Genomic DNA, 19,539 nt, shown 5'->3' on the forward strand with positions numbered 1-19,539 from the left:
TTTACTGTTCGGAGGGAAGCGATAACAGCCGGGCGTTGACGGCCACGATGACGGTACTCAGGGACATAAGTACGGCACCTATGGCCGGGCTGAGCAGAATGCCCAGGGGATAGAAGACTCCGGCGGCGGCCGGTATGGCGAAGGCGTTGTATCCCGTCGCCCAGGCGAGGTTTTGTTTCATCTTGCGATAGGTGACCCGGGAGAGCCCGAGAATCGCCGCTACGTCGCGGGGATCGTTGCGCACCAGGATGATATCCGCCGACTCCACCGCCACATCGGTGCCCGCCCCGATTGCTATTCCCACGTCCGCTTCGACCAGGGCCGGGGCATCGTTGACTCCGTCCCCCACCATGGCCGTTACCAACCCTCTTTCCTTGGTCTCCCTTATTTTTTGGGATTTTTCATGGGGAAGGACCTCGGCGAAATAATCGTCCAAGGCGAGTTCTTCCGCCACCCATCGGGCTACCTGCCGGTTGTCTCCGGTGAGCATCATGCATTGCAGGCCCAGGTTCTTGAGCTGCTTGATCGCTTCCCTGGATTCCTTCCTGATGAGATCGGCTAGAGCAACGGCGCCTATGGGCTGGTCGCCGGAAAGCACGTAGATCACCGTTTTTCCCTGGCCGGCCAGCTCCCTTATCTCCTCCCGGTCCAGGCGAATATTCATTTCCCGCAAGTATCCCGGGCTTACCACCATGATCTCCTTGCCCCCCACGACGGCCCGGGCTCCCTTCCCCGGCATGGCCTTGAAGCTTTCCGGTTGTTCGATGCGCAGGCCCCGGCTCCGCGCTGCCTCGACGATTCCGCGGGCGATGGGATGTTCGGACTGGGATTCCACCGCCGCGGCAAGGGCCAGCACCTCCTCCTCGCCTGCTTCTCCGTCCAGGGCTACCACGTCCGTCACTCCGAAGTGCCCCTCCGTCAAGGTGCCCGTCTTGTCGAAGACCACCGCCTCCAGCAACCGCGCCCTTTCGAAAGCGGAGCGATCGCGGATAAGCAGCCCGTTACTGGCGGAAAGGGAAGTGGAGACCGCGACCACCAGCGGGACGGCCAAACCGAGGGCGTGGGGGCAGGCGATAACCATTACCGTGACCGCTCTTTCTATGCCGAATTCAAAGGGGTGGCCCAGGATGAGCCACACGGCCAGGGTCGCCAGCCCCGCTGAAATGGCGATGACGGTCAGCCAGAAAGCGGCGCGATTGGCAAGATCCTGGGTACGGGAACGGCTTTCCTGTGCCTCGCGCACCAACTCGATGACCTGGGAGAGATAGGTGTCCGCTCCGGTCTTTTCGATGATCATCTCCACCGCGCCTTCTCCGTTGACCGCCCCTCCGATAAGCTCGTCGCCGGGAGACTTGGGCACGGGGACGGATTCGCCGGTGAGCATGGAGAGGTCAACGCTGGTCTCCCCCTTGACCAACTTTCCATCCACGGGTATCTTCTCTCCGGGTTTCACCAACACCTGGTCTCCGGGCTTGAGGGATTCCAAGGGAACCTCCACCACCTCGCCGTCGGGCCGGAGGAGGTGAGCCTCGCTGGGCAGAAGCTCGACCAGTTTTTCCAGGGCCCGGGAAGCCCCCATTACCGAGCGCATCTCGATCCAATGTCCCAGGAGCATGATATCGATCAGGGTGGCCAACTCCCAAAAAAGCAACTTGCCCTCGATGCCGAATACCACCGTTGCACTGTATAAATAGGCTACGGTTATGGCCAGGGCGACCAGGGTCATCATCCCCGGCTCCCGCTTGGCGATCTCCTCCTTCAGTCCCTTTAAGAAAGGCCATCCTCCGTAGAAGTAGACAAAGCTGGAGAAAGCCAGGAGGACGTACAACTTCCCGGGAAAATCAAGGGCTTCGGATATATGGAGGACATCCTGGATCATGGGAGAGAGGAGGAGGACGGGGACGGTCACCACCAGGCAGACCCAGAAACGGCGACGGAAGTCGGCCACCATGTGGGCATGGTGAGAAGCGTGGGAGGCGTGGGCCTTTCCTGCATGCCCCTCATGACCGGCGGCGGCATGACGGTGCGCCGCGTGCACCCCCTTTTCTTCTGCCGTACCCGGATGACGGTGCGCCGCGTGCATCTCCTTTTCTTGTCCAGGCGTGCTCGGCTTGCCGGTCCCATGGTCGTGTTCCCCATGATTCATGCTGTTTCCCATATGCTTACCTCCCTTGCCCAAAAAGTGAAAGACGGGCGCCGCGCTCCCGCCGTCGACCGTCCTCGCCTTCGTCGGCACGGAAAAACCGCTTGCCCCATCAATTTTCAATTTATAATTATTTCCAATTCCACGGCGATGAAACACGGTTTTCGCCGACCGACGGCGCTACCCGGGTTTTGTCGCGCAACTTCCGGGCAATAATAAAAGCGGCGATCTTGGCTTGGAATATCTTTAATGAGTGGAAGACGGTATATACGGAACCGGGTGGCGGGGGAATCCGCGAAAAGACGGAAGACGTAAGCAGCGTCACCAAAACGATCGGTGATACGCTGAACTGGGAGACGGGGAAATCCATGAAAGGAGGTGAGCATCATGTCGAGCTTGGTCCTCATCGCGGACATGATGCACTGGGAAGAGGGCGGCTGGTTCTGGATGACCCTGATGATGGTCTTCTGGGCCCTGGTGGCCATCGTGGTCGTCTTTTTCCTGGCGCGGGCCTTCTCATCTCACGGCGCCGGGGAGGGGCGAAAGGAGGGGGAAACTCCCCTGGAAATCGCTAAGCGCAGGTACGCGGCCGGGGAAATAACCCGGGAGGAATTTGAAAGAATAAAGCAGGACTTACGGGAATGAGCGAAGATAGGTGACAGGAAAGAAAGACCCCTCGGTTTGCTAATAAATAAGGGCGGCTGTCGGAAGTCGGGTCGGCCGTCGTCCGGTCATATCCTTATCTAACCCTGTTTTATCATCGGCATTAAGTGCTTTGACGCAGATTCCCTTCGCCTTAAGCTGGGCGGTTCAACGTCATTGCTCCGGCGATCCGGCCGGACGTCGGCAGGCAGGCAACCCGCCGGGACCCCGGAAACGCGCTGCACGGTGCTGGCGGGTGCAGGCTATATTTAAAATTTTAACCAGACTTATATAGTCGGGTCTCCGTCGAATATTGTGGATGACAGGACCTCATCAAGTGGGCGACGGGACCCATAACGGCTGGTAATATTATCCCGGTGTTCTGTGGTTCTGTTGTCACCCGCGCTTATGTGGGAATAGCATGGGAATAGCCTGCTAAGGAGGCGGTTGAGGCCGGGAACGTTGAGCGTCAGGTGAATCCGGGCCGGATTCCGCGGCCGGTGCATCCGGCCCTTGGAGTACGGAGGTGGAATTGATCGAGATCGGAAAATGGACCCTGGTCGTCGGCGAGAGGATCAATCCCACGGGAAGGAAAAAGCTGGCCGAGGAACTGAGGGAGGGAAGGCTGGATACGGTGATCGCCGACGCCAGGGCCCAAGCGGAGGCGGGAGCGGACATCATCGACGTCAACGTGGGAGTACCCGGTGTGGACCAATCGCGGATCCTCCCCCTGGCCGCCAGGACGGTGTACGAGGAAACGGGACTTCCGGTGTGCGTGGATTCCTCGGAGGTGGAGGCGCTCAAGGCGGCTTTGGCAGTGCTTCCGGGAGAGGACGTAATGGTGAACTCGGTTACCGGTGACCGGGAGATGTTGGAGGAACTGCTTCCGGCGGTGGCCGAGAGCGGGGCCTTCCTGGTGGGCATCACCAAGGATATGAGAGGCATTCCCCGCACCGCCGAGGAGCGGATGGCAGTCGGCGAGCTGATTATAGGCGAGGCGGAAAAGCACGGCATAAACCGCGGAAGGATTCTCCTCGACTTCCTTACCATACCCATAGCCACTGAGGTGGAGGCGGCCGGGATTACCCTTTCCTGCATTGAGAGGGCGAACCGGGAGTGGGGAGTGGCCACCATCCTGGGAGCCTCCAACATCAGCTTCGGGATGCCGGAGCGCCGGGTGATAAACGCCGCCTTCCTGGCCATGGCCATAGCGCGTGGACTCACGGCCGCGCTGGTGAATCCCCTTGAGGAGGGAGTGGTCCAGGCCATCCTGGCCGCCGACATGCTCGTGGGCAGGGATCCTATGGGCCGCCGTTATCTGAAGGATTTCCGCAAAAGGAAAGCGGGTGAATTGTCCGTTTAACCCGTGCCTCGTTGTTTTAAACGCCGGTGCCTGTTTCCCGTGAAGCGCTCCGGCTTTCTATGGCCGGCCGGGTATGGGAAAATGATCTTGGTTGTGCCGGGGAAGCATTGCCTGCTCCGGGTTCGGAAAACGTAGTTTTTTGCCATCGAGGGCTTGGCATGGATGGAGGAAAAAACCGATGCCCAGGGAATTTCCCCACCAATCCAGGGGGTTCAACCCCTTCGGTGACCTGGTGGGGTTGACGTTCACCGGCTACGGTGACGGCCGCAGCCGGTGCGAGGTCCGGGTGAGAGAGGAACTCCTGAACCCCCACGGTGTCCTGCATGGCGGGGTGCTGTACACCATGGCCGACACCGGCATGGGAGGGGCCCTCTACTCCCTCCTGGACGAGGGCGAACTTTGCACCACGGTGGAGATAAAGATCGTCTACTTCAGCGCGGTCCGGGCGGGCGTCCTGTGGTGTGAGACGAGGGTCATCGAGAGGCGGGCGCGCCTGGCGGTCCTGGAATCGGAGATCTTCAACCGCGACGGGGAAGGAGAACGCCTGGCGGCCAAGGCCCTGGGAACCTTCTATATTTTTACGGGGGTCAGGTCTTGAATTTTGATACCCCAGGGGGTATATGGGTTGGAGGGGCCGCCGGGTAGCGGTCTCGCTCGCCTGTTTTATTTCGGAAAAGGCCGGGGTTGATGGTCTCGCTCGCCACCTCGGAGCCTCTTTTTAAGAAGGTACCGATGACGGGAGGGCTCGCTGGAACCAAATTCCGGCCTCCTGTGTAGGTTGTAGGAAGGGAGATTGCCTCGGGGAGCTTTCCTTGCTGGCGTGGCTGGAAGCCTAGGCCGCTCATCGCAAGAGGAGCCGGAAAGAGAAGGGGACTGATCCCGGATCTTTCCCGGGAAACGGAAAGGGGCTGAACCCTAAGATTGTCCGGGAGGATACGGGTCCTGAAGGTATCTTAAGACCTCTTCGTCGGTGAGGTCGTGGAAATCGAGGTAGAAGTCGGCCACCGCGAAAGGATAGCGGTCGGAGACGTGCAGGCAGTGAAAGTAGTCGACCAGAGGCCGGATGCGGCGGGCGGTGTTCTCCGGGCTCACCGGCACGGCCACGTTTACCGAGGCGGGCTCCATCTTGCGCACCATCTCCACGGCGGCGATCATGGTGTACCCAGTGGCCAGCCCATCGTCTGTGAGGATCACGTTCTTGCCCTTCAGGTCGGGGAAGGGACGGTCCCCGCGGTATACCTTCAGCCGGCGGCGAACCTCCACCAGCACCCGGGAGGCGATGGTTCGCACCTGTTCCTGGGTCAGGTGAAGGTGCCGGAGCATCTCCTCATTCAGGTAGAGGGACCCGTCGGGGGCCACGGCGCCGAAGCCGGCCTCCGGGTTGTGGGGGATGGGAAGCTTGCGGGCCACCAGCACGTCGAAGTCCCCGCCCAGTTCCCGGGCCAGGTGGTATCCCACCGGGATTCCCCCGCGGGGGATACCCAGGACCAACAGGTCCTCCACCGGGCCTCCATAGGACTCCGCCAGCTTCCGTCCGGCGTCCTCCCGGTCGCGGAACAGCACGGGCATGCGGAAAAACCCTTTCCATCCGGACAACCTATGCATTGATTATATATTCTTCCCCCCGCGCGTTCCCGCAAGACGACCCCTTACGCCCGGTTCCAGGTCTGCACCTTTTCCCGGGCCTCTGAAGACCGGCACGGACTTTGTATTCTCCCCCCTCTCTGTTTTTGCAAGACGAACTTCTATGCCCGATTTCAGGTCCAGAACCCTTACCGGACCTCCGGTGACCGTCACGAATTTCCAATAGGATGGGTTGCCCGGATGGTGGTCAAAGGAAGAAGGACTAAATCGGGAAAGCAAAAGAGACAGAAGGGGGGCAAAGATGGGCTCGAGGAGGGAAAGGGACGCGGATTTCTGCTCCACCAGGGCGAAATCCGGAGGAAGTAAGGGATATTCCACCCGTGGACCAAGGAAAGCCCTTCTCGTACCATTGGTGGCGCTGGCGGTAACCGTTCTGTTGTACGCTCTAGCTGCATATGGCGCCGTATCCATACACGGCGACGACTTACCTTCCAACTTTTCCACGGCGCTTACGAAGCCGATGCAGGTCTTTTGGCCGCCAAAGAGAGCGGCCACGTGGGAACCTGGGGGCTAAACACCAGTGGGCAGTGCGATGTCCCCGATCCCAACGAGGATTTCGTGGCCATCGACGCGGGCCTCGACCACAGCCTGGGCCTGAAGTCCGATGGCAGCATCGTGGCCTGGGGTAATAATGCTTACGGGAAATGTGATGTCCCGGAGCCGAATGCAGATTTCACTACTTCATGGCCGACGGCCAGGTGATGGCGGGTCCCTCCATGACCATTCCCCCTTATACCCGGCGTTCCTACCTGGTCGACCAGTACGTGACCTCTTTCAACGTCTCCACGGTGGTCTTGTCCAACAGCGGACCCTACCTGGTCTGCGAGCGAGCCATGTACGGGGGTATCCGCACCTGGGGACATGATTCGGTTGGCGTGACCTATTCCGCCAACTTCTGGTGCCTGCCCGAGGGCTGCACGAAAGGAGATTTCGAGACCGCCCAGTTGTTTCCGTCGGGCGGAGCACCGTACCGAAGGGCACGGGCAGGCCTTTAACGTTCTTCCCTATCCCTGGCCCTGAAAAAGCACTCCAAAAATACCCCTGGGGGTATCAAAATTCAAGACCTGACCCCTTTTAGGAGGCGGCGGGCCAGGGCCAGGCTGCCCAGGACGGTTCCCAGCTGGGTGGCCGGCTTGATGAGGGGCACCAGGCCCTTCTTGGGCTTCCACTCCACGTTCAGGGTGTGGGACTTGCCCAGCTTGTCCAGGGCGATGAGCTCCGCGCAGTGGTTGGCGGTCCAGATGGCTGCCTCCATCCCCCCGGAGGACACGTGGGTGCGGGTGTAGTCACCGGCCAGGTAGAGGTTGTCCAGGGGCGAGCGCTGGTAGGGTCGGTGCTTCTCCATGCCCGGGAGCGGGCGGTACACACCCTGCCTCTCACGGACCACCTTGTACTTGCGCACCTCCGCTTCCCCGGCGGAGGGGAAGAGGGAGCGGATCTGCTCCAGGGCGATGTCGAAGATGACCTCGTCCGGGAGACCCTCGATGTGGTCCGCCGGGGAGAGAACCATCTCGAACATGGACCCCTCGGTGAAGATGTGGGGCAGCACGTTGGAGAGGTCGGCGTAGGTGTTGAAGATGCAGTTGTTGGAGAAGAAGGTCACGTCCACGTCGGTGAGCTTGCGGTCGAACCATACCTGCAAGGAGAGGCTGGGCGCGTACTGGAAGTGCCACAGGTCCCGGAAGTACTGATAGCGGAAGGCCTCCCGGGGCAGCACCTGCCGCAGGGTGAAGGGGGGCAGGCAGGAGATGTAGAGGTCCGCGGTGCGCTCCTCCTCCCCGTTGAGGGTCACGCTGCGCACCCGGTTGCCCTCGAAGTTGATGGAGGTTACCGCCTTGCGCAGCTCAGTCCTGCCGCCCTTTCCGTGGATGTAGTCCAGGCAGGTGTCCACCCAGATGTCTCCCAGACCGCCGTTGGCGAAGCCCACCCGGGCGCTGTCCGGGTCGGCGGCCACCTTGCGGAACCAGTTGAGCATCACCTTGGCGGAGACCATCCAGGATGGAGTGAAGGTCAGCCCGTTGATGCCCGGCTCCATGGGCAGGAAGGCGTCGCGCGGCGAGCGCCGGTAGGCCCACTGCCCGAAGGTTATCTCATCCAGCTTCTCCAGCTTGCGCTCCGAGTACATCACCGCCCCGCCCATGCCCGCGGCGGTGAAGAGCAGCTTCCACTTGGGGACGCCGGTGTAGGACTTGAGAAGGGTGTAGAAGGCCGCCGCGGCGTGGAAGGGAGCCGGGAGGTTGGCGAAGCGTAGCACCGCCTCCTTCCCTCCCTCCTGCATGTAGTAGAACTCGGTCTGTTTCCAGATGATGTTGTTCTCGATGCCCATCTTGCGGAAGAAATTGAGCAAGTTGGCATAATATGGGAAAAATACGTGGAGGGCGTTGTCGATCATGTCCCCGTCCTCGTCCTTCCAGGAACTGGCACGCCCCCCGAAGATCTCGTCCGCCTCCACCAGCTCGACTTCAAGGCCCAGGTCCAGGAGGTTGATGGCCGTGGCTAGGCCGGACATGCCTCCTCCCATAATCAACGCCTTCATTTCCTACCACTCCTTTCGCCTACCATGTTCTTGCCGCGGGGGGCGGCGTCGCCGACGATACTCTTCAACATTTCCCTGACTGCGAGCAACGCCTTGTCACGGGTCAAAACGTCTCCCAGGCCCATGATGGCGGCGTGTACCAGGGTTACGGCAAGTGCCAGGATCTGCCAGGCAGCCACTACGGTATTCAGGTCCTCCCGCACCGATCCCTCCTGTTTGCCCATCTCGAACATCTCCGAGATGACCAGGATGTAGTCCAGGAACTTTTCCCCCAGTGCCTCCCGGATGTCCGGATCCCGGGCGGCGGTCATGACCTCGAAGAGCAGCAGGGCGTCCTCCGGGTTGTCCATGACGAACCCGTAGAAGGCCTCGCTCATGCGCAGGATGCGCTCCGGCACCGTCCCCTCCCCCCCTCCCACGGCCAGTAGCACCTGCAGGGGGCGGCGGCTCAGTTCCTCCAGGGCCTCCAGGATCATCTCCTTCTTGGAGCGGAAGTGCCGGTACAGAGCGGGCTCAGTTATCCCCACCCGCTCGGCGATGCGGCGGGTGGTGGTGCCCTCCAGGCCGCGCTCTTTCATGATGGAGAGGGCGGCCTCGAGGATATGCTTCCGCCGCTCCCCACTCTCCGGTCTTTTCGTTCTCTTCATCCCCGTGATCGTGCCTTTCGGGCTCGTAAAAACTCAAGTTAGTGAATATTAACTAACATATATCACGGCCGGTTCCGGGGCGTCAACGTCGCGAGGACACGGCCGCCGGGCGGGAGTCCTTGGCGTGGAGCGGCGGTGAAGTGGTATATTCTTTTCCATCCGCGTGGCTTGTCGGTCAGATTATCGGGAATCGGCGTATCGCCGAGCAGAGCAGGGAGGTGCATCATGTCCGTAGTCGCCGTCACCGGTTGTTCCGGCTACATCGGGTCCAGGTTGCTGAACTTCATGGACCGCAGCGATAAGGTGGAGAAGGTACTGGGGATCGACCTCAACCCGCCGCGCTACCATTCCGCCAAGATGGACTTCCACCGCCTGGACATACGCGACCCGAGGTTGACCAACCTCTTCGTCCTCAACGAGGTGCAGACGGTGGTGCACCTGGCTTTCATCGTCAACCCGCTCCACGACGACCGGCTGATGCACGACATCGACGTCAACGGCACCCGCAACGTCCTGGCCGCCACGGCGGCCTGCGGCGCCAAGCACTTGGTCATAGCCTCCTCCAGCTCCGCCTTCGGGGCTTTCCCCGACAACCCGGAGTGGCTCACGGAGAAGGACCATCCCCGCCGCATGCCCAATTACACCTACGCCTCGGACAAGTACGAGGTGGAGATGATATGCCGGCTCTTCAAGGACGATCACCCGGAGATAAAGCAGGCCATCGTGCGGCCGTGCATCGTGGTGGGGCCCAATGTGGACAACTACCTCTCGCGCTTCATACTCCGCCTCCCCTTCTTCCCCGCCGTGGGCGACGCCCGCCCACAGCTGCAGTTCGTGCACGAGGACGACGTGGCCGAGGTCTTCATGCGCGTGCTGGAGCTTCAGGCGGAAGGATTCTTCCACGCCTGCGGGGAGGGGACGGTGAGCCCGGAGGAGGTGGCGGAGATGGCGGGGAAGCGCATCGTCTCCCTACCGGCCTTTTTGGCCTATCCCCTGGTGGAACTGCTCTGGAGATTGCACGCCCCGCTCATCGAGGGCCCCTCCGGCATGCTGGACTTCATACGCTACCGTTGGACCATATCCGGGGAATGGACCAAGGAGGCCCTGGGCCTGGGGCCCCGCATGAGCAGCCGCGACGCCATAAAGCAGATGATCGAGACCCACCGACAGGGCTGAGATTGCTTCTGGAAAGGAAGGGCCCATCCTTGGGCCTGGAGGAGTTTGACGGGTCCAGGCGGTAGGGTTGAAACCCTTGCGTACAGGGGAAGATGGCCCGGGGCGCGAGGCCGCCTTTTTTCGAATTCTTATGCTGGCTGCGGATTTGTCCAGCCTACCGTGCGGGAGAAGAGGCTGTTTAAGAGGATAAGTCTCCAGGCAGCGACCTGTATGTATTCTCGATGCCTGGTTGAGATGTTAACGAGGGCCCGGCTGAAGTGCGAGGGCAGGTTCTACCCCGAAGGCGAGGCGGGGGGTTCAGGGCAGGATTATGGAAAGGTGGTGCGGATTTACGGGCAGTCTGGAGCTCCAGGTAAGTTATGATTAGGAAATGGAGATGCGCTGACTCGAGGGGAAGAGAGGTTGGGGATTCTCGATCTTTTCCGGCGCCGTCCGAGGGAGGAGGTGGTCTTCGCCGGGGAGAGGACGGAGGCCGAGCTGGTGGTCAACCTCCTCCAGGAGGAAGGCTTTCACCCCCTGTTGTGGGCCGACCTGCCCACGCCGCTTTATGCCGGTCCCATAGGGATGGCCCGCGTGGTGGTCCCTCCCAAGGAAACGGAAGGCGCCCGGGCCTTCCTGAGCGCCCTTGAGGACTTCACTGCGGAGGGGTGGGAGGGATCCGGAACGGAGGGACGGGAGGAGGAAGAAGCCGGGAAGGGGGATCACCCGGATTAGGGAACCGGCATGGTTTCGAACCTGCGGGATGGAGGGCCTTCCAGAGCCCGTTTCCACTGTACGTGGCGGATACAGGGGAAGGGCAAAGTGGTGTATTCCATAACGTCTTTAGTTTCTTACGGAATATCTGGTGGAAGTGGGGACCGGGAAAACGTGTAGGGTATGATCGCGCCTATGACGCGTCCTGGTTCCTCAGGAGCTCCAGGAAGGAACCCGTAAAGTCGGTTTGGAGAGCCCGGTCGAACTCGCGCAGCCAGGAAAGAACGTAATCCCGGTCGAATTCCTGGTTTCTGGCCAACACCACCTTCACGTCCTCCAGGTCGCGCGGCCTTCCGGCGATCACCTTATGGATGATCAAGTCCTCCAGGGAGGCGAACTTCACCTCAACATCCTGTATTCGAACCACATTGGTTCTGCGAAGCGCCTGCTCCTCGTATGATGATCGGGAAAAAATGAAATCCAACCGGATCCCGGTTTTTTCTTCCCGGCAGGGCAACACGAAAGTGCTCCCCGCGAATTCCAGCGGATCCTCGACCAAGATTCTCAGGTCCAGTTCGCCGGCCAGGCCTACTATATCCGCCGCCTTTTCGGGGCCCACGCCAAGGGTGATGTCGATGTCCCGGGTGAGCCTGGGCTCCCCGTAGAGAAGGACCGCCTGTCCCCCGATGACCATGTAGGGGATGTCACGCCGGTCGAGTTGGCGCGCCGTTCTGGCCAGGAGCTCCTTAAACACTGTTGACGATCTTCGCTATCCGCAGATCCACCTCGATGCCCTGCAGGGGTTCAGGGGGTGGCAAGACCCGGAAATAGACCGCTTCTTCCCACATGGCGTCCAGGAGCCGAAAATTTTCCTCCAGGGTCGGCCTGTCGTTTCTCAGGAATTCCCGTTCAAATTTTTCCAGTAATTTCTTATCGCCGATCATCGCCATTCCCCAAGATTATGGGCGCGACTTCGTTCGCCCGCTCAATCCTCATTACTCATTATAACTCCGCCGCTATAAAAAGACTCGAAACGGCAATGCCTCGCGGAAAGGCCGAAAAGGAATTAAATCGGCGATCCGCACTTGAAAAAGTCCCGACTCCACTACATGGAACAAGGGGTTGGAACAGAACCTTTGCTCACGAAGGCGAACAACGGAAGGCATACCGTTCCATTTCAGTGCCGGTCCCGACTCCGCCGCCTGGAAACGGGCGGCCCCGCCCTTCCTTGTGAAGGAGGTTAGCGAAAAAACGGCGATACACGTTTGGCGCAGTCCTGGTGAGGCGGAAAAACCTTCCTTGCCAAGAGGGCGAGGGAAAGCCTCCCGGATGTCTGTTTCTATTCCCTCCTGCCCAATCCGGAGTGACGTGTAATGGCCCAGGTCCCGCTCAGGATTCGGAAGCCGCCTTCTCCGCCTTGGGCTGACGCAGGAGGGGAATCAGGACGAAGACCCCGAAGACCGCTGTCAGGGCGGCGTACAGCTTGGGGTTCTTTCCACGCTTCGAGGCGGCCAGGTAGGCGATGGGGGCCTCGACGGTGTGCATCGCGGCCAGGGACAGGATGATCTTCTTCACCTTCTCGCTCTTGAGCAGGCTCATTCGCCCTTCCTCCTTTCCCGCTCCCCGCTCCAATCCGGCTGATTGCCCGTCATCTGGATCTTCCTTCAGCAGCGGGGCAAATGCCCCGCCACCCCTTGGCGGCCATGCGCTCGACAAGAGATCTGTGATGGCCAGAACGGAACACGATTTCCTCTCCCGTTCGAGGGCCGCCCCCTTAATCCAAATCAATATTACCATTTGACCCTTTTTTCCACCGCCTCCGCGTGCAGGATGGCCCGTCCGGTTTGCAGTGTTTGTATACGGGGTGAAGTTAAAGGATGACCTGCTTTTCATCGATAAAAATTATGAAGGTTATTGAAGGGAAGGAGGTCAGGAGATGGCGCGCCGCTTTGTGAAATGGATGCTTCCCGTCTCCCTGACGCTCGCCTTCTTCCTCGTGCTGGCCTTGCCAGTCGTGCCGGCGATGGGAGACGAAGTAGCGGAAGAAGGAGAAGAGGCAGCCTTTTCTCGGCTGCACGAAGAACTCGAGGAGTTCTTGACCCTCATGAGCCAGGGCAAGGCGGAAGAAGCCGTCGAGGCATTGGAGCAGTATCTGCAGGACCTGAAGGCGCTTTCCGAGTCGGAAGGGATCCTCACCAGGGATGAACTCCAAATCGCCCACGTCCTTTATGTGACCTCGAAGCACCTCGTCGTCCTGGCGCGGGTTTACCAGAAGGTGCCCGATTCGGCCCGTGAAGGCGTGGGGAACGCCCTTATCCGCAGCACCAAGGGACACAGGCATTTCTACGCCGTTCTTGAAGGCGCCCGATCCGGCGGGGAAGCGGAAGACGAGGTCGAAGCGGAAGAGGAAGCCGGGAATAGCGACCTCGTGGACCGGGAACGGGGCGGGGGGAATTCCGGCGGCCACGGCAATGGCGGCTCGCGCTCTAAGCGAGGCAAGAACAAGTAGGTTCTCGGCCCCAAGACCTCCGGCTTCGATAACGGAAGTATTGGTCGAAACTTAAGGCGCCAAAGCCGGTCTTACGGTGAGCTCCGGATGAGGATCGGTTTTCTACCTCTCATGAATAGTTTTCTACCTCTCATGAATGGATAAGAGAGGTCTCCATCATCAAGTCCGCCGCTGCGGTATGATCTTGCGCTGACCCTCAGTTCTTATGTCTTCTTATTGCCTGGTGATCATCGGAAAGCGGTTACCTGATGGCGCGAAGTTTTCATGGATGATTCTGGGGGCCGGGGAGAACCTGGTCGGCACCTCCTATCCGTCGATGGACGAGTCTTGCGGGAAGGTGATGGTTTGACTGGAGGAGGCCACTACGATTTCCCCGGCCGGGCACGTGCGGCCCGCCACACCGGGGGCCGGTGGGGAAAGGGAGGCGGCACATGGCCACCAGGCATGATCTTGACCGATGTTATCCTCCCTTTCCGGGGATGGGGTAAAATCATGTTGAAGAAGGGAAGGGAGGATACGGAAGCGCATGAGCGGACTCAATCAGAAACTGCAGGCCATCTACAAGGCCATCGAGGACAGCGGGCTGTACATCAACCTCAATCACGACATCCGCTTCCGCGAGAAGAAGGAGGTACCCCTCAACCTCAACGAGACGGAGTCCATCGTCCTGGCCGAGGAGAGCTACAACTCCCCCCTCCTCTTCGCCCTGCTCACCTCGGTGCTGCGCAACGGGACCATGATTCTCTACGGGTCGCCGGGTTCGGGGAAGACCACCTCGGCGGAGTTCGTGGGGGCCTTCGTGCACGGCACCCTCCTCCGGGAGACCTTCGGGGACGGGAGCGGGGACTTCAAGGTCATGGAGGCCATCCACGAGGCCACCATCCACGGGCATCACGAGCTCACCGAGGAGAAGATGATCGGCCGCCCCCACCTGGGGAAGCTCATGCGCGACGGCGAGGAGGAGATAATCCCTCGCAAGTTCATGCTCTCCCCCTTCCGCATGGTGGACGAGGTCAACCGCCTCACCCCGGGCCGCACCAACAACCTCCTGGAGATGATGGACCGCGGCTTCTCCGTCTACGGGGACACCAAAATTTACGCCGCGGAGGGAGCCACCTTCCTCACCGCCAATTTCCGGGACGTGGCTTCTTCGGATCTTACCCCGCCCTTCCTGGACCGCATCGACGTGGGGGTCTTCGCCCCCACCCTCAATCCCTATTTCCTGGAGATGGCCGGGGGCGGGGAGGACCGCAAGCTCACCGGGGACGAGGAGGCCCTGGTGGCCAGGCTCCGGAGGGAGATCGGAGTTGAGCTTACCGCTCGGGACTTCGAGGCCATCCGCCGGGAGATCGCCGCCGTAGAGATTGATCCGGAGGCGTTGTACATCCTCTACAATTTCATCTCCGAGCTCAACGGCTGCGCTTTGGCTTCCCCGGACATCGAGCGCAAGAGCAAGGGTTTTGCCTGGTTCGTCAAGCCCCCGGTGCTCTGTGCCCAGGTGGACGACGGGGGCATGGCGGGAGGAGGTCACCTGGGGGGCTGCCATTACCACAACACGGAGAACATCTGTTACAAAACGGAGAACGAGGTCAGCGTGCGTGCCGGAAAGACCATCGAACGTTACACCAAGGCCCTGGCCTGGTTCCGGGGGAAGGAAAAGGCGGGGCTGGAGGATGTCGAGGCGGTGGTCCCCTACGTGCTGTGGTTCAAGCTCATCCCCACCGACCGCGCCTGGGCGGAGCGTCCCGAATTCATGAACGACCGCATCGCCCTGGTCAAGGACCTCTTCGCCACTTCCCGCAACCATTACCTGAAGAGCCGCCGCATGATAAAGACCCTGGACGCGGTCCTGGACCTATACGAGAAGGCTGTTCGCGGGGAGGCGGTGGATCCGAGGCTGGTACTGGAAGCCCTGCAGTCCCTGAAGAATTACGATTCACCGGCCAAGTATCCCATCGCCACCATGCTCCGCCAGGTGTACCGCGAGCTGGAGCGCCAGGCGACGGGGCAGCGGCCGTGAACGCCCGCCGGGAGGAGGGGAGGAAAGACGTTCCGGGTCAGAAAATATATGGTAGATTATGGAAGATGATGTCCGCGAACGGCGATGGGACCGTACGAGCGGCGGTTAACGACGGCCCGCCGAACTGAGAACCCCGCTGCGGAGGTCGGAGGCGGGAGGGTTCTGAGGTGCGTATCCTGGGAGTGGAGCTGGAGGAGGTACTGGAGAGGGCACGGGCCTTCTGCGGCTACCCGCGCATCATGGACCCGGAATTCGTCCTCAATCCTTCCTCCCATCCCCACGCCGCCAAGCTCAAGGACCAGTACGGGTTCTGGGAGCCCTCGGAGAACCGCATCTATATAAACGTCCCCCAGGTCCTGGAAAACCTTGGCATCCAGAACCTGGAAGGGATTCTGGTCTATCAGCTCCTGCACTACGCCCTGGCCCCCTTCGACATGCGCACTGCCCTGCGCCTCACCGCCTCGGCCAAGCTGGCCCTGGAGGAGGTCAAGGACCGCGGGCGCCCGGTCACCTTCCAGGAGGCCATGTCCATCCAGCGCCTCTTCTGCGATGTGGTCAACGTGACCTACGCGGCGCGCCACGGGATGCGGGAGCAGATGATCTCCCTCTATCGGGCCTTGGACCGCGCCAAGGGATGGAAGCAGAGCAAGATGTGGAAGTTCCTCCTGTGCTGTTTCGAGGAGCTCTGGGAGGCCCCCGAGGCCCTTATCGGGCGGGTGCCCGGCGAGATGCGGGAGGACGCCCGGAGGCTGGCCTCCCGGGTGCTGGACCGTCCCTTCGCCGCCGCCGGGTGGGAGCAGAAGGTGCGCTTCCTGGTGGGTTACCTGCACAAGTATTACGAGGACCCGGCGGAGATGGACGAGAGCCGGCTCATGGACCACGGCATCGATGACCTGCACTCCCGCTCCCCGGAGGAGGCCTTCCGCTCCCTGGCCCTGGAGATGGGCATGCAGGACTTCAAGGAGCTGGTGGGAGGTTTGGGCGCGGGCACGGAGACCCAGGCCCTGGTCTGGTATTACCGGGACCTCTCCCGCCGCTACGAGGTGCGCTTCCAGCCGGTGCGCAGCGAGGCGGGGGAGGAGGTGCCCCACGCCCCCCTGGCCTGGGGGATGGCCGACCCCTTCGAACGCCTGGACCTCCCCTACACCCTGTACACGGCGGGAAAGGCGGTTCCCACCCTGACCACCAAGCAGTGGGAGAAGGTGCGTATGGACGTGGTCACCCGGCGCAAGACCCCGCCAGACGTGATCATCATCCTGGATGCCTCCGGGTCCATGACCAATCCGGCTTCCGAGGTGGCCAACGCCGTGCTGGCCGGCTTCGTCATGGCCCGCAGCGCGGGGAACCTGGGAGCCAAGGTGGGGCTGGTGGTCTACTCCGATCAGCAGCGCTCCCTGGTGGTGGAGCCGGTGTGGGACATCCGGAGGGTGGAGGAGGGACTGGTGACCTACTACGGCGGGGGGACGGTCTTCCCGGTGCGGGAGTTCCGCCACCTGGCCTCGCTGGAGCCGCACCGGCCCAAGCATTTCTGCCTCATCTCGGATACGGAGATAACCAATATCGTTGAGGCCTCCGTGCACCTGGGGGAGGCCCTCCAGATGCATCCGGAGAACTCGGGATCCGTGTTCCTCATCGACCAGGCTTATAACGAGAAGGCGGAGCTCATCCGTCAGGTGGGATACGAGGTTTTTCCCGTGTCGCGGGGAGAGGACCTGGTGCGCATCGTGGCCGGCAAGGCCCAGGAGCTCTACGCCTGAGGCGGATTCGGGGTCTGACCCTTTCCTTTCGGATGCGGGACCGACCCCGGACGTGTCCGGGTCGGCCGGGGCCTGACGATCCTTTCCGGACGCCGGTCGGGCTGCCTGGAGGAACCCCTCCCTCCGGGAAGGTCTTCACCCGCCTGGAGAGCGGATAGAGGGGAGGATGAACTGGCGTGGTGAAATTGCCCAAACCATACTGTACTGCGAGGTGTGCTTTCGCGATACAGGAGATGGGAAGGAAGGATTAGCGCGGTGAAACTGCCCAAACCGGTCTTCGGGGAGGGGCCGAAGGCCCTGCGGGAGATACTGGAGGCCAGCCGACGCGAGGAGGAGGCCCGACGGGAACGCTTCCGCGACTTCTCCCTGGATGATTTCTTCCTGAACCTCCGCTCCCGAGACCGCCTGAGCAAGGCCCGGGTCCACCAGGCCCTTCCCACCCGGGACGACCGGGAGGTCGTGGAGCTGGCGCGCCGCCTGATGCGCGAGGCCTCGGAGGACTACCTGAAGTTGCGGATGCAGTGGCAACGCGAGGCGGTGGGCTACCTCTCCAGTCTCGGCATGGAAGCATATTCCAGGACGGGGGAAGGGGCCTTCGAGGTGCCGGACGGCTTGGATTACGTGGGTTTGCAGGCGGAGGGGACCCCGGAGAGGCCGCTCCTGGTGAAGGCGGGGAGGCTGGGCAATTTCGCCGGGATGAAGGCCAAGTACCTCCATATACAGGCGGAAGCGGTGGGGGATTACTGCCTCCGCCGGGCCGTCCACTGCCGCCTGCAGGTGGGGACGGCGGGGAAGTGCCTGGGAGAGGAGGGGGAGGACCTGTACCTGCAGGCCCGGGAGGCCGGGGACTGGTTGATGCTCAAGTCCCGCCGATGCGTCGTGTCCGCCTACAAGGTGGGACGCCTGGCGGGACTTGATTCCCAGGAATTGGAAATGCACTGCCACCTGGCGGGAGCGGAGCTGGGAGCCCGTGCCCGGGACGCGGTCATCTACGTTTACCGGGAGGCCAGGAGCCTGGGCCTTCGGGGGAGCGGCGTCATCTACCTGCGCCACGGCTCTCCTCCCTGGCGCACCACCTTCCGCGTAGAACGCATCCCCTGAGAAGGAAGTCTCGTGTTCCGGCACCGCCCGGAGCCCGCGAAAAGAGGATGGAGATAACGGAGCAGCAGGGAAAGGAGGAGGCGGCCATGATGACCTACATCAACTTCCCGCGGCGCATCGCGCGCTTCCAGGAGGAGCTGAAGAAGGAGGGAGTGGACGTCCTGGTGGGCACCAAGCTCAAGACCGTCACCCACCTTTCCGGCGGCTTCGTCCCCTGGAGGAGCGCCGTCATCGTGCCCGCCGAGGGGGAGCTGCAGCTGATAACCTCCGCCCTGGACGCCGCCCGCCTCAAGGACGAGACCTGGCTGGACAACGTGGTGGGATTCGGGGGCCTTCCGGGACTGGAGTTTATGGACATGATAACCGCGCGTATCCGGGAGCTTGGCCTGGAAAAATCCACCATCGGAATCGAGAGCGGTACTTCCAACTACCTCCCCGACGGCTTCATCACCCTCTACGAGTATGAGAAGCTGCGCGAGGCCTTTCCTGAGGCGCGCATCGTCAACGCCGTGCACATCATGGACCGCTTCACCCTGGTCAAGGAGCCGGAGGAGATAAAGCTCATGCGCCAGGCCACGGCGCTGGTGGATTACGCCCACGAGGTGGTGCGCGAACACCTGCAGGTGGGAATCACCGAGAAGGAGATCGCCGGCATCGCCGAGAAGGTCATGCGGGACCGGGGAAGCCAGTTCGCCTGGACCTTCACCGGAGGGCAAGAGATAGCCTCCGGGTACCGGACCTGGTGGTTCTGGGGAGGATGCACGCCGGCCACGGACAAGATCGTGCAGTGCGGCGACCCAGTGATGATCGACCTCCACGGCATGTTCTGGCTCATGTTGGGTGACGTGGCCCACAACGCCATCATGGGCGAGCCCACCCGGGAGCAGCAGGAGGTCATGGACGCCTACGTGGCGGTTTGCCACAAAGTTGTTGAGGAGATGCAGCCCGGCCGCACCCTGGGCGAGGTGGCGGCGCGGGTTAACGAGTTCGTGCGGGAGAAGGGATGGGCGGAGTGGGTCCTTCCCGGGTTCGGGCACGGCATCGGCCACTTCGGGCACGAGTGGTACCCCTGCGTGGCCGAGTCGCCCTCCCCGGGGAACAACGAGCCCGATTACGTCCTGGAGCCGGGATACATCCAGATGGCGGCGGTGGTGTGCAACCGACCGAGGGTGGCCGGTTTCCGCCTGGAGCGGCCCCTGCTCATCACCGAGCACGGGAACGAGCTGCTGTCAAAACTTCCCATTGAGCCCTGGATAATCGACTGCGGCCGCTCCTGCGCCCGCCGCTGCCGATGACCGCACCGGTCGC

At 61.7% G+C, this 19,539-nt stretch carries 19 protein-coding genes; 12 read left to right on the forward strand and 7 right to left on the reverse strand.

The genetic code is table 11. From position 1 onward, the window contains the following. Window position 1: 1 nt before the first annotated feature. Window positions 2–1,951, reverse strand: a complete 1,950-nt coding sequence (locus tag QME84_05760; GenBank protein ID MDI6873770.1) for a heavy metal translocating P-type ATPase — start codon at window positions 1,949–1,951, stop codon at window positions 2–4. Between the two features lie 579 nt (window positions 1,952–2,530). On the opposite strand from QME84_05760, the gene QME84_05765 reads away from it, so the two are divergent. The 3 genes from QME84_05765 to QME84_05775 all read left to right on the forward strand — a co-directional run bounded on the left by QME84_05765 (window position 2,531) and on the right by QME84_05775 (window position 4,746). Next, window positions 2,531–2,788, forward strand: a complete 258-nt coding sequence (locus QME84_05765) for an SHOCT domain-containing protein (protein MDI6873771.1) — start codon at window positions 2,531–2,533, stop codon at window positions 2,786–2,788. Between the two features lie 529 nt (window positions 2,789–3,317). Then, window positions 3,318–4,148 carry a dihydropteroate synthase gene (locus QME84_05770; protein MDI6873772.1) on the forward strand — a complete coding sequence of 277 codons (831 nt, stop codon included), beginning with the start codon at window positions 3,318–3,320 and terminating at the stop codon, window positions 4,146–4,148. Between the two features lie 178 nt (window positions 4,149–4,326). After that, complete coding sequence (locus QME84_05775; protein ID MDI6873773.1) at window positions 4,327–4,746, forward strand: PaaI family thioesterase; 420 nt, start codon at window positions 4,327–4,329, stop codon at window positions 4,744–4,746. Between the two features lie 317 nt (window positions 4,747–5,063). Here the strand turns inward: QME84_05775 and QME84_05780 are convergent, their stop codons facing one another. Next, window positions 5,064–5,717 (reverse strand): phosphoribosyltransferase, encoded by a 654-nt coding sequence (locus QME84_05780; protein ID MDI6873774.1) that lies wholly within the window; start codon window positions 5,715–5,717, stop codon window positions 5,064–5,066. Window positions 5,718–6,350: 633 nt separating this feature from the next. Between QME84_05780 and QME84_05785 the strand changes: the two genes are divergently transcribed. Together QME84_05785 and QME84_05790 are read left to right on the forward strand one after the other, a co-directional pair. Then, on the forward strand, window positions 6,351–6,494 hold the full coding sequence (locus tag QME84_05785; protein MDI6873775.1) for an RCC1 domain-containing protein: 144 nt from the start codon (window positions 6,351–6,353) through the stop codon (window positions 6,492–6,494). Next, on the forward strand, window positions 6,476–6,787 hold the full coding sequence (locus QME84_05790; protein MDI6873776.1) for a hypothetical protein: 312 nt from the start codon (window positions 6,476–6,478) through the stop codon (window positions 6,785–6,787). Before QME84_05785 ends, QME84_05790 begins: the two co-directional genes overlap by 19 nt. Before the next feature lie 62 nt (window positions 6,788–6,849). On the opposite strand, the gene QME84_05795 is transcribed toward QME84_05790, so the two are convergent. Together QME84_05795 and QME84_05800 are read right to left on the reverse strand one after the other, a co-directional pair. Next, entirely contained in the window at window positions 6,850–8,328 is a 1,479-nt protein-coding gene (locus tag QME84_05795) for an FAD-dependent oxidoreductase (protein ID MDI6873777.1), read from the reverse strand. Next, entirely contained in the window at window positions 8,325–8,975 is a 651-nt protein-coding gene (locus tag QME84_05800) for a TetR/AcrR family transcriptional regulator (protein ID MDI6873778.1), read from the reverse strand. Before QME84_05800 ends, QME84_05795 begins: the two co-directional genes overlap by 4 nt. Window positions 8,976–9,200: 225 nt before the next feature. On the opposite strand from QME84_05800, the gene QME84_05805 reads away from it, so the two are divergent. Then, the gene (locus QME84_05805; protein ID MDI6873779.1) at window positions 9,201–10,151 is read left to right on the forward strand and encodes an NAD-dependent epimerase/dehydratase family protein; all 951 of its coding nucleotides are present in this window, start codon (window positions 9,201–9,203) and stop codon (window positions 10,149–10,151) included. 402 nt (window positions 10,152–10,553) lie between these two features. Further along, on the forward strand, window positions 10,554–10,865 hold the full coding sequence (locus QME84_05810) for a hypothetical protein (protein MDI6873780.1): 312 nt from the start codon (window positions 10,554–10,556) through the stop codon (window positions 10,863–10,865). A gap of 172 nt (window positions 10,866–11,037) precedes the next feature. Here the strand turns inward: QME84_05810 and QME84_05815 are convergent, their stop codons facing one another. From QME84_05815 to QME84_05825, 3 genes are all read right to left on the reverse strand, one after another. Beyond that, window positions 11,038–11,598 carry a nucleotidyl transferase AbiEii/AbiGii toxin family protein gene (locus tag QME84_05815; GenBank protein MDI6873781.1) on the reverse strand — a complete coding sequence of 187 codons (561 nt, stop codon included), beginning with the start codon at window positions 11,596–11,598 and terminating at the stop codon, window positions 11,038–11,040. Beyond that, a complete protein-coding gene (locus QME84_05820; protein ID MDI6873782.1) occupies window positions 11,591–11,788 on the reverse strand; it encodes a hypothetical protein in 198 nt (65 codons plus the stop codon). The genes QME84_05815 and QME84_05820 overlap by 8 nt, the downstream gene beginning before the upstream one ends. Before the next feature lie 445 nt (window positions 11,789–12,233). Further along, the gene (locus tag QME84_05825) at window positions 12,234–12,443 is read right to left on the reverse strand and encodes a DUF4499 domain-containing protein (protein MDI6873783.1); all 210 of its coding nucleotides are present in this window, start codon (window positions 12,441–12,443) and stop codon (window positions 12,234–12,236) included. A gap of 337 nt (window positions 12,444–12,780) precedes the next feature. Here QME84_05825 and QME84_05830 point away from each other — a divergent pair, with 337 nt between their 5' ends. The 5 genes from QME84_05830 to QME84_05850 all read left to right on the forward strand — a co-directional run bounded on the left by QME84_05830 (window position 12,781) and on the right by QME84_05850 (window position 19,526). Then, window positions 12,781–13,353, forward strand: coding sequence for a hypothetical protein (locus QME84_05830; GenBank protein MDI6873784.1), 573 nt, complete (start codon window positions 12,781–12,783; stop codon window positions 13,351–13,353). Window positions 13,354–13,879: 526 nt separating this feature from the next. Then, a complete protein-coding gene (locus QME84_05835; GenBank protein ID MDI6873785.1) occupies window positions 13,880–15,373 on the forward strand; it encodes a hypothetical protein in 1,494 nt (497 codons plus the stop codon). Between the two features lie 167 nt (window positions 15,374–15,540). After that, on the forward strand, window positions 15,541–17,130 hold the full coding sequence (locus QME84_05840) for a vWA domain-containing protein (GenBank protein ID MDI6873786.1): 1,590 nt from the start codon (window positions 15,541–15,543) through the stop codon (window positions 17,128–17,130). 255 nt (window positions 17,131–17,385) lie between these two features. Further along, the gene (locus QME84_05845; GenBank protein ID MDI6873787.1) at window positions 17,386–18,231 is read left to right on the forward strand and encodes a hypothetical protein; all 846 of its coding nucleotides are present in this window, start codon (window positions 17,386–17,388) and stop codon (window positions 18,229–18,231) included. A gap of 47 nt (window positions 18,232–18,278) precedes the next feature. After that, complete coding sequence (locus QME84_05850) at window positions 18,279–19,526, forward strand: Xaa-Pro peptidase family protein (protein ID MDI6873788.1); 1,248 nt, start codon at window positions 18,279–18,281, stop codon at window positions 19,524–19,526. Window positions 19,527–19,539 lie beyond the last annotated feature (13 nt).

Source organism: Actinomycetota bacterium (genome assembly GCA_030019255.1).
In the GTDB taxonomy this organism is placed as follows: domain Bacteria; phylum Actinomycetota; class Geothermincolia; order Geothermincolales; family RBG-13-55-18; genus Solincola_A.

What these genes read in the sequence shown, in the direction of transcription:
- QME84_05760 (MDI6873770.1), bottom strand. Translation starts at nt 1,951, where the DNA reads ATGGTGGCCGACTTCCGTCGCCGTTTCTGGGTCTGCCTGGTGGTGACC.
- QME84_05765 (MDI6873771.1), top strand. Translation starts at nt 2,531, where the DNA reads ATGTCGAGCTTGGTCCTCATCGCGGACATGATGCACTGGGAAGAGGGC.
- QME84_05775 (MDI6873773.1), top strand. Translation starts at nt 4,327, where the DNA reads ATGCCCAGGGAATTTCCCCACCAATCCAGGGGGTTCAACCCCTTCGGT.
- QME84_05780 (MDI6873774.1), bottom strand. Translation starts at nt 5,717, where the DNA reads ATGCCCGTGCTGTTCCGCGACCGGGAGGACGCCGGACGGAAGCTGGCG.
- QME84_05790 (MDI6873776.1), top strand. Translation starts at nt 6,476, where the DNA reads ATGGCCGACGGCCAGGTGATGGCGGGTCCCTCCATGACCATTCCCCCT.
- QME84_05795 (MDI6873777.1), bottom strand. Translation starts at nt 8,328, where the DNA reads ATGAAGGCGTTGATTATGGGAGGAGGCATGTCCGGCCTAGCCACGGCC.
- QME84_05800 (MDI6873778.1), bottom strand. Translation starts at nt 8,975, where the DNA reads ATGAAGAGAACGAAAAGACCGGAGAGTGGGGAGCGGCGGAAGCATATC.
- QME84_05805 (MDI6873779.1), top strand. Translation starts at nt 9,201, where the DNA reads ATGTCCGTAGTCGCCGTCACCGGTTGTTCCGGCTACATCGGGTCCAGG.
- QME84_05820 (MDI6873782.1), bottom strand. Translation starts at nt 11,788, where the DNA reads ATGATCGGCGATAAGAAATTACTGGAAAAATTTGAACGGGAATTCCTG.
- QME84_05825 (MDI6873783.1), bottom strand. Translation starts at nt 12,443, where the DNA reads ATGAGCCTGCTCAAGAGCGAGAAGGTGAAGAAGATCATCCTGTCCCTG.
- QME84_05830 (MDI6873784.1), top strand. Translation starts at nt 12,781, where the DNA reads ATGGCGCGCCGCTTTGTGAAATGGATGCTTCCCGTCTCCCTGACGCTC.
- QME84_05835 (MDI6873785.1), top strand. Translation starts at nt 13,880, where the DNA reads ATGAGCGGACTCAATCAGAAACTGCAGGCCATCTACAAGGCCATCGAG.
- QME84_05850 (MDI6873788.1), top strand. Translation starts at nt 18,279, where the DNA reads ATGGAGATAACGGAGCAGCAGGGAAAGGAGGAGGCGGCCATGATGACC.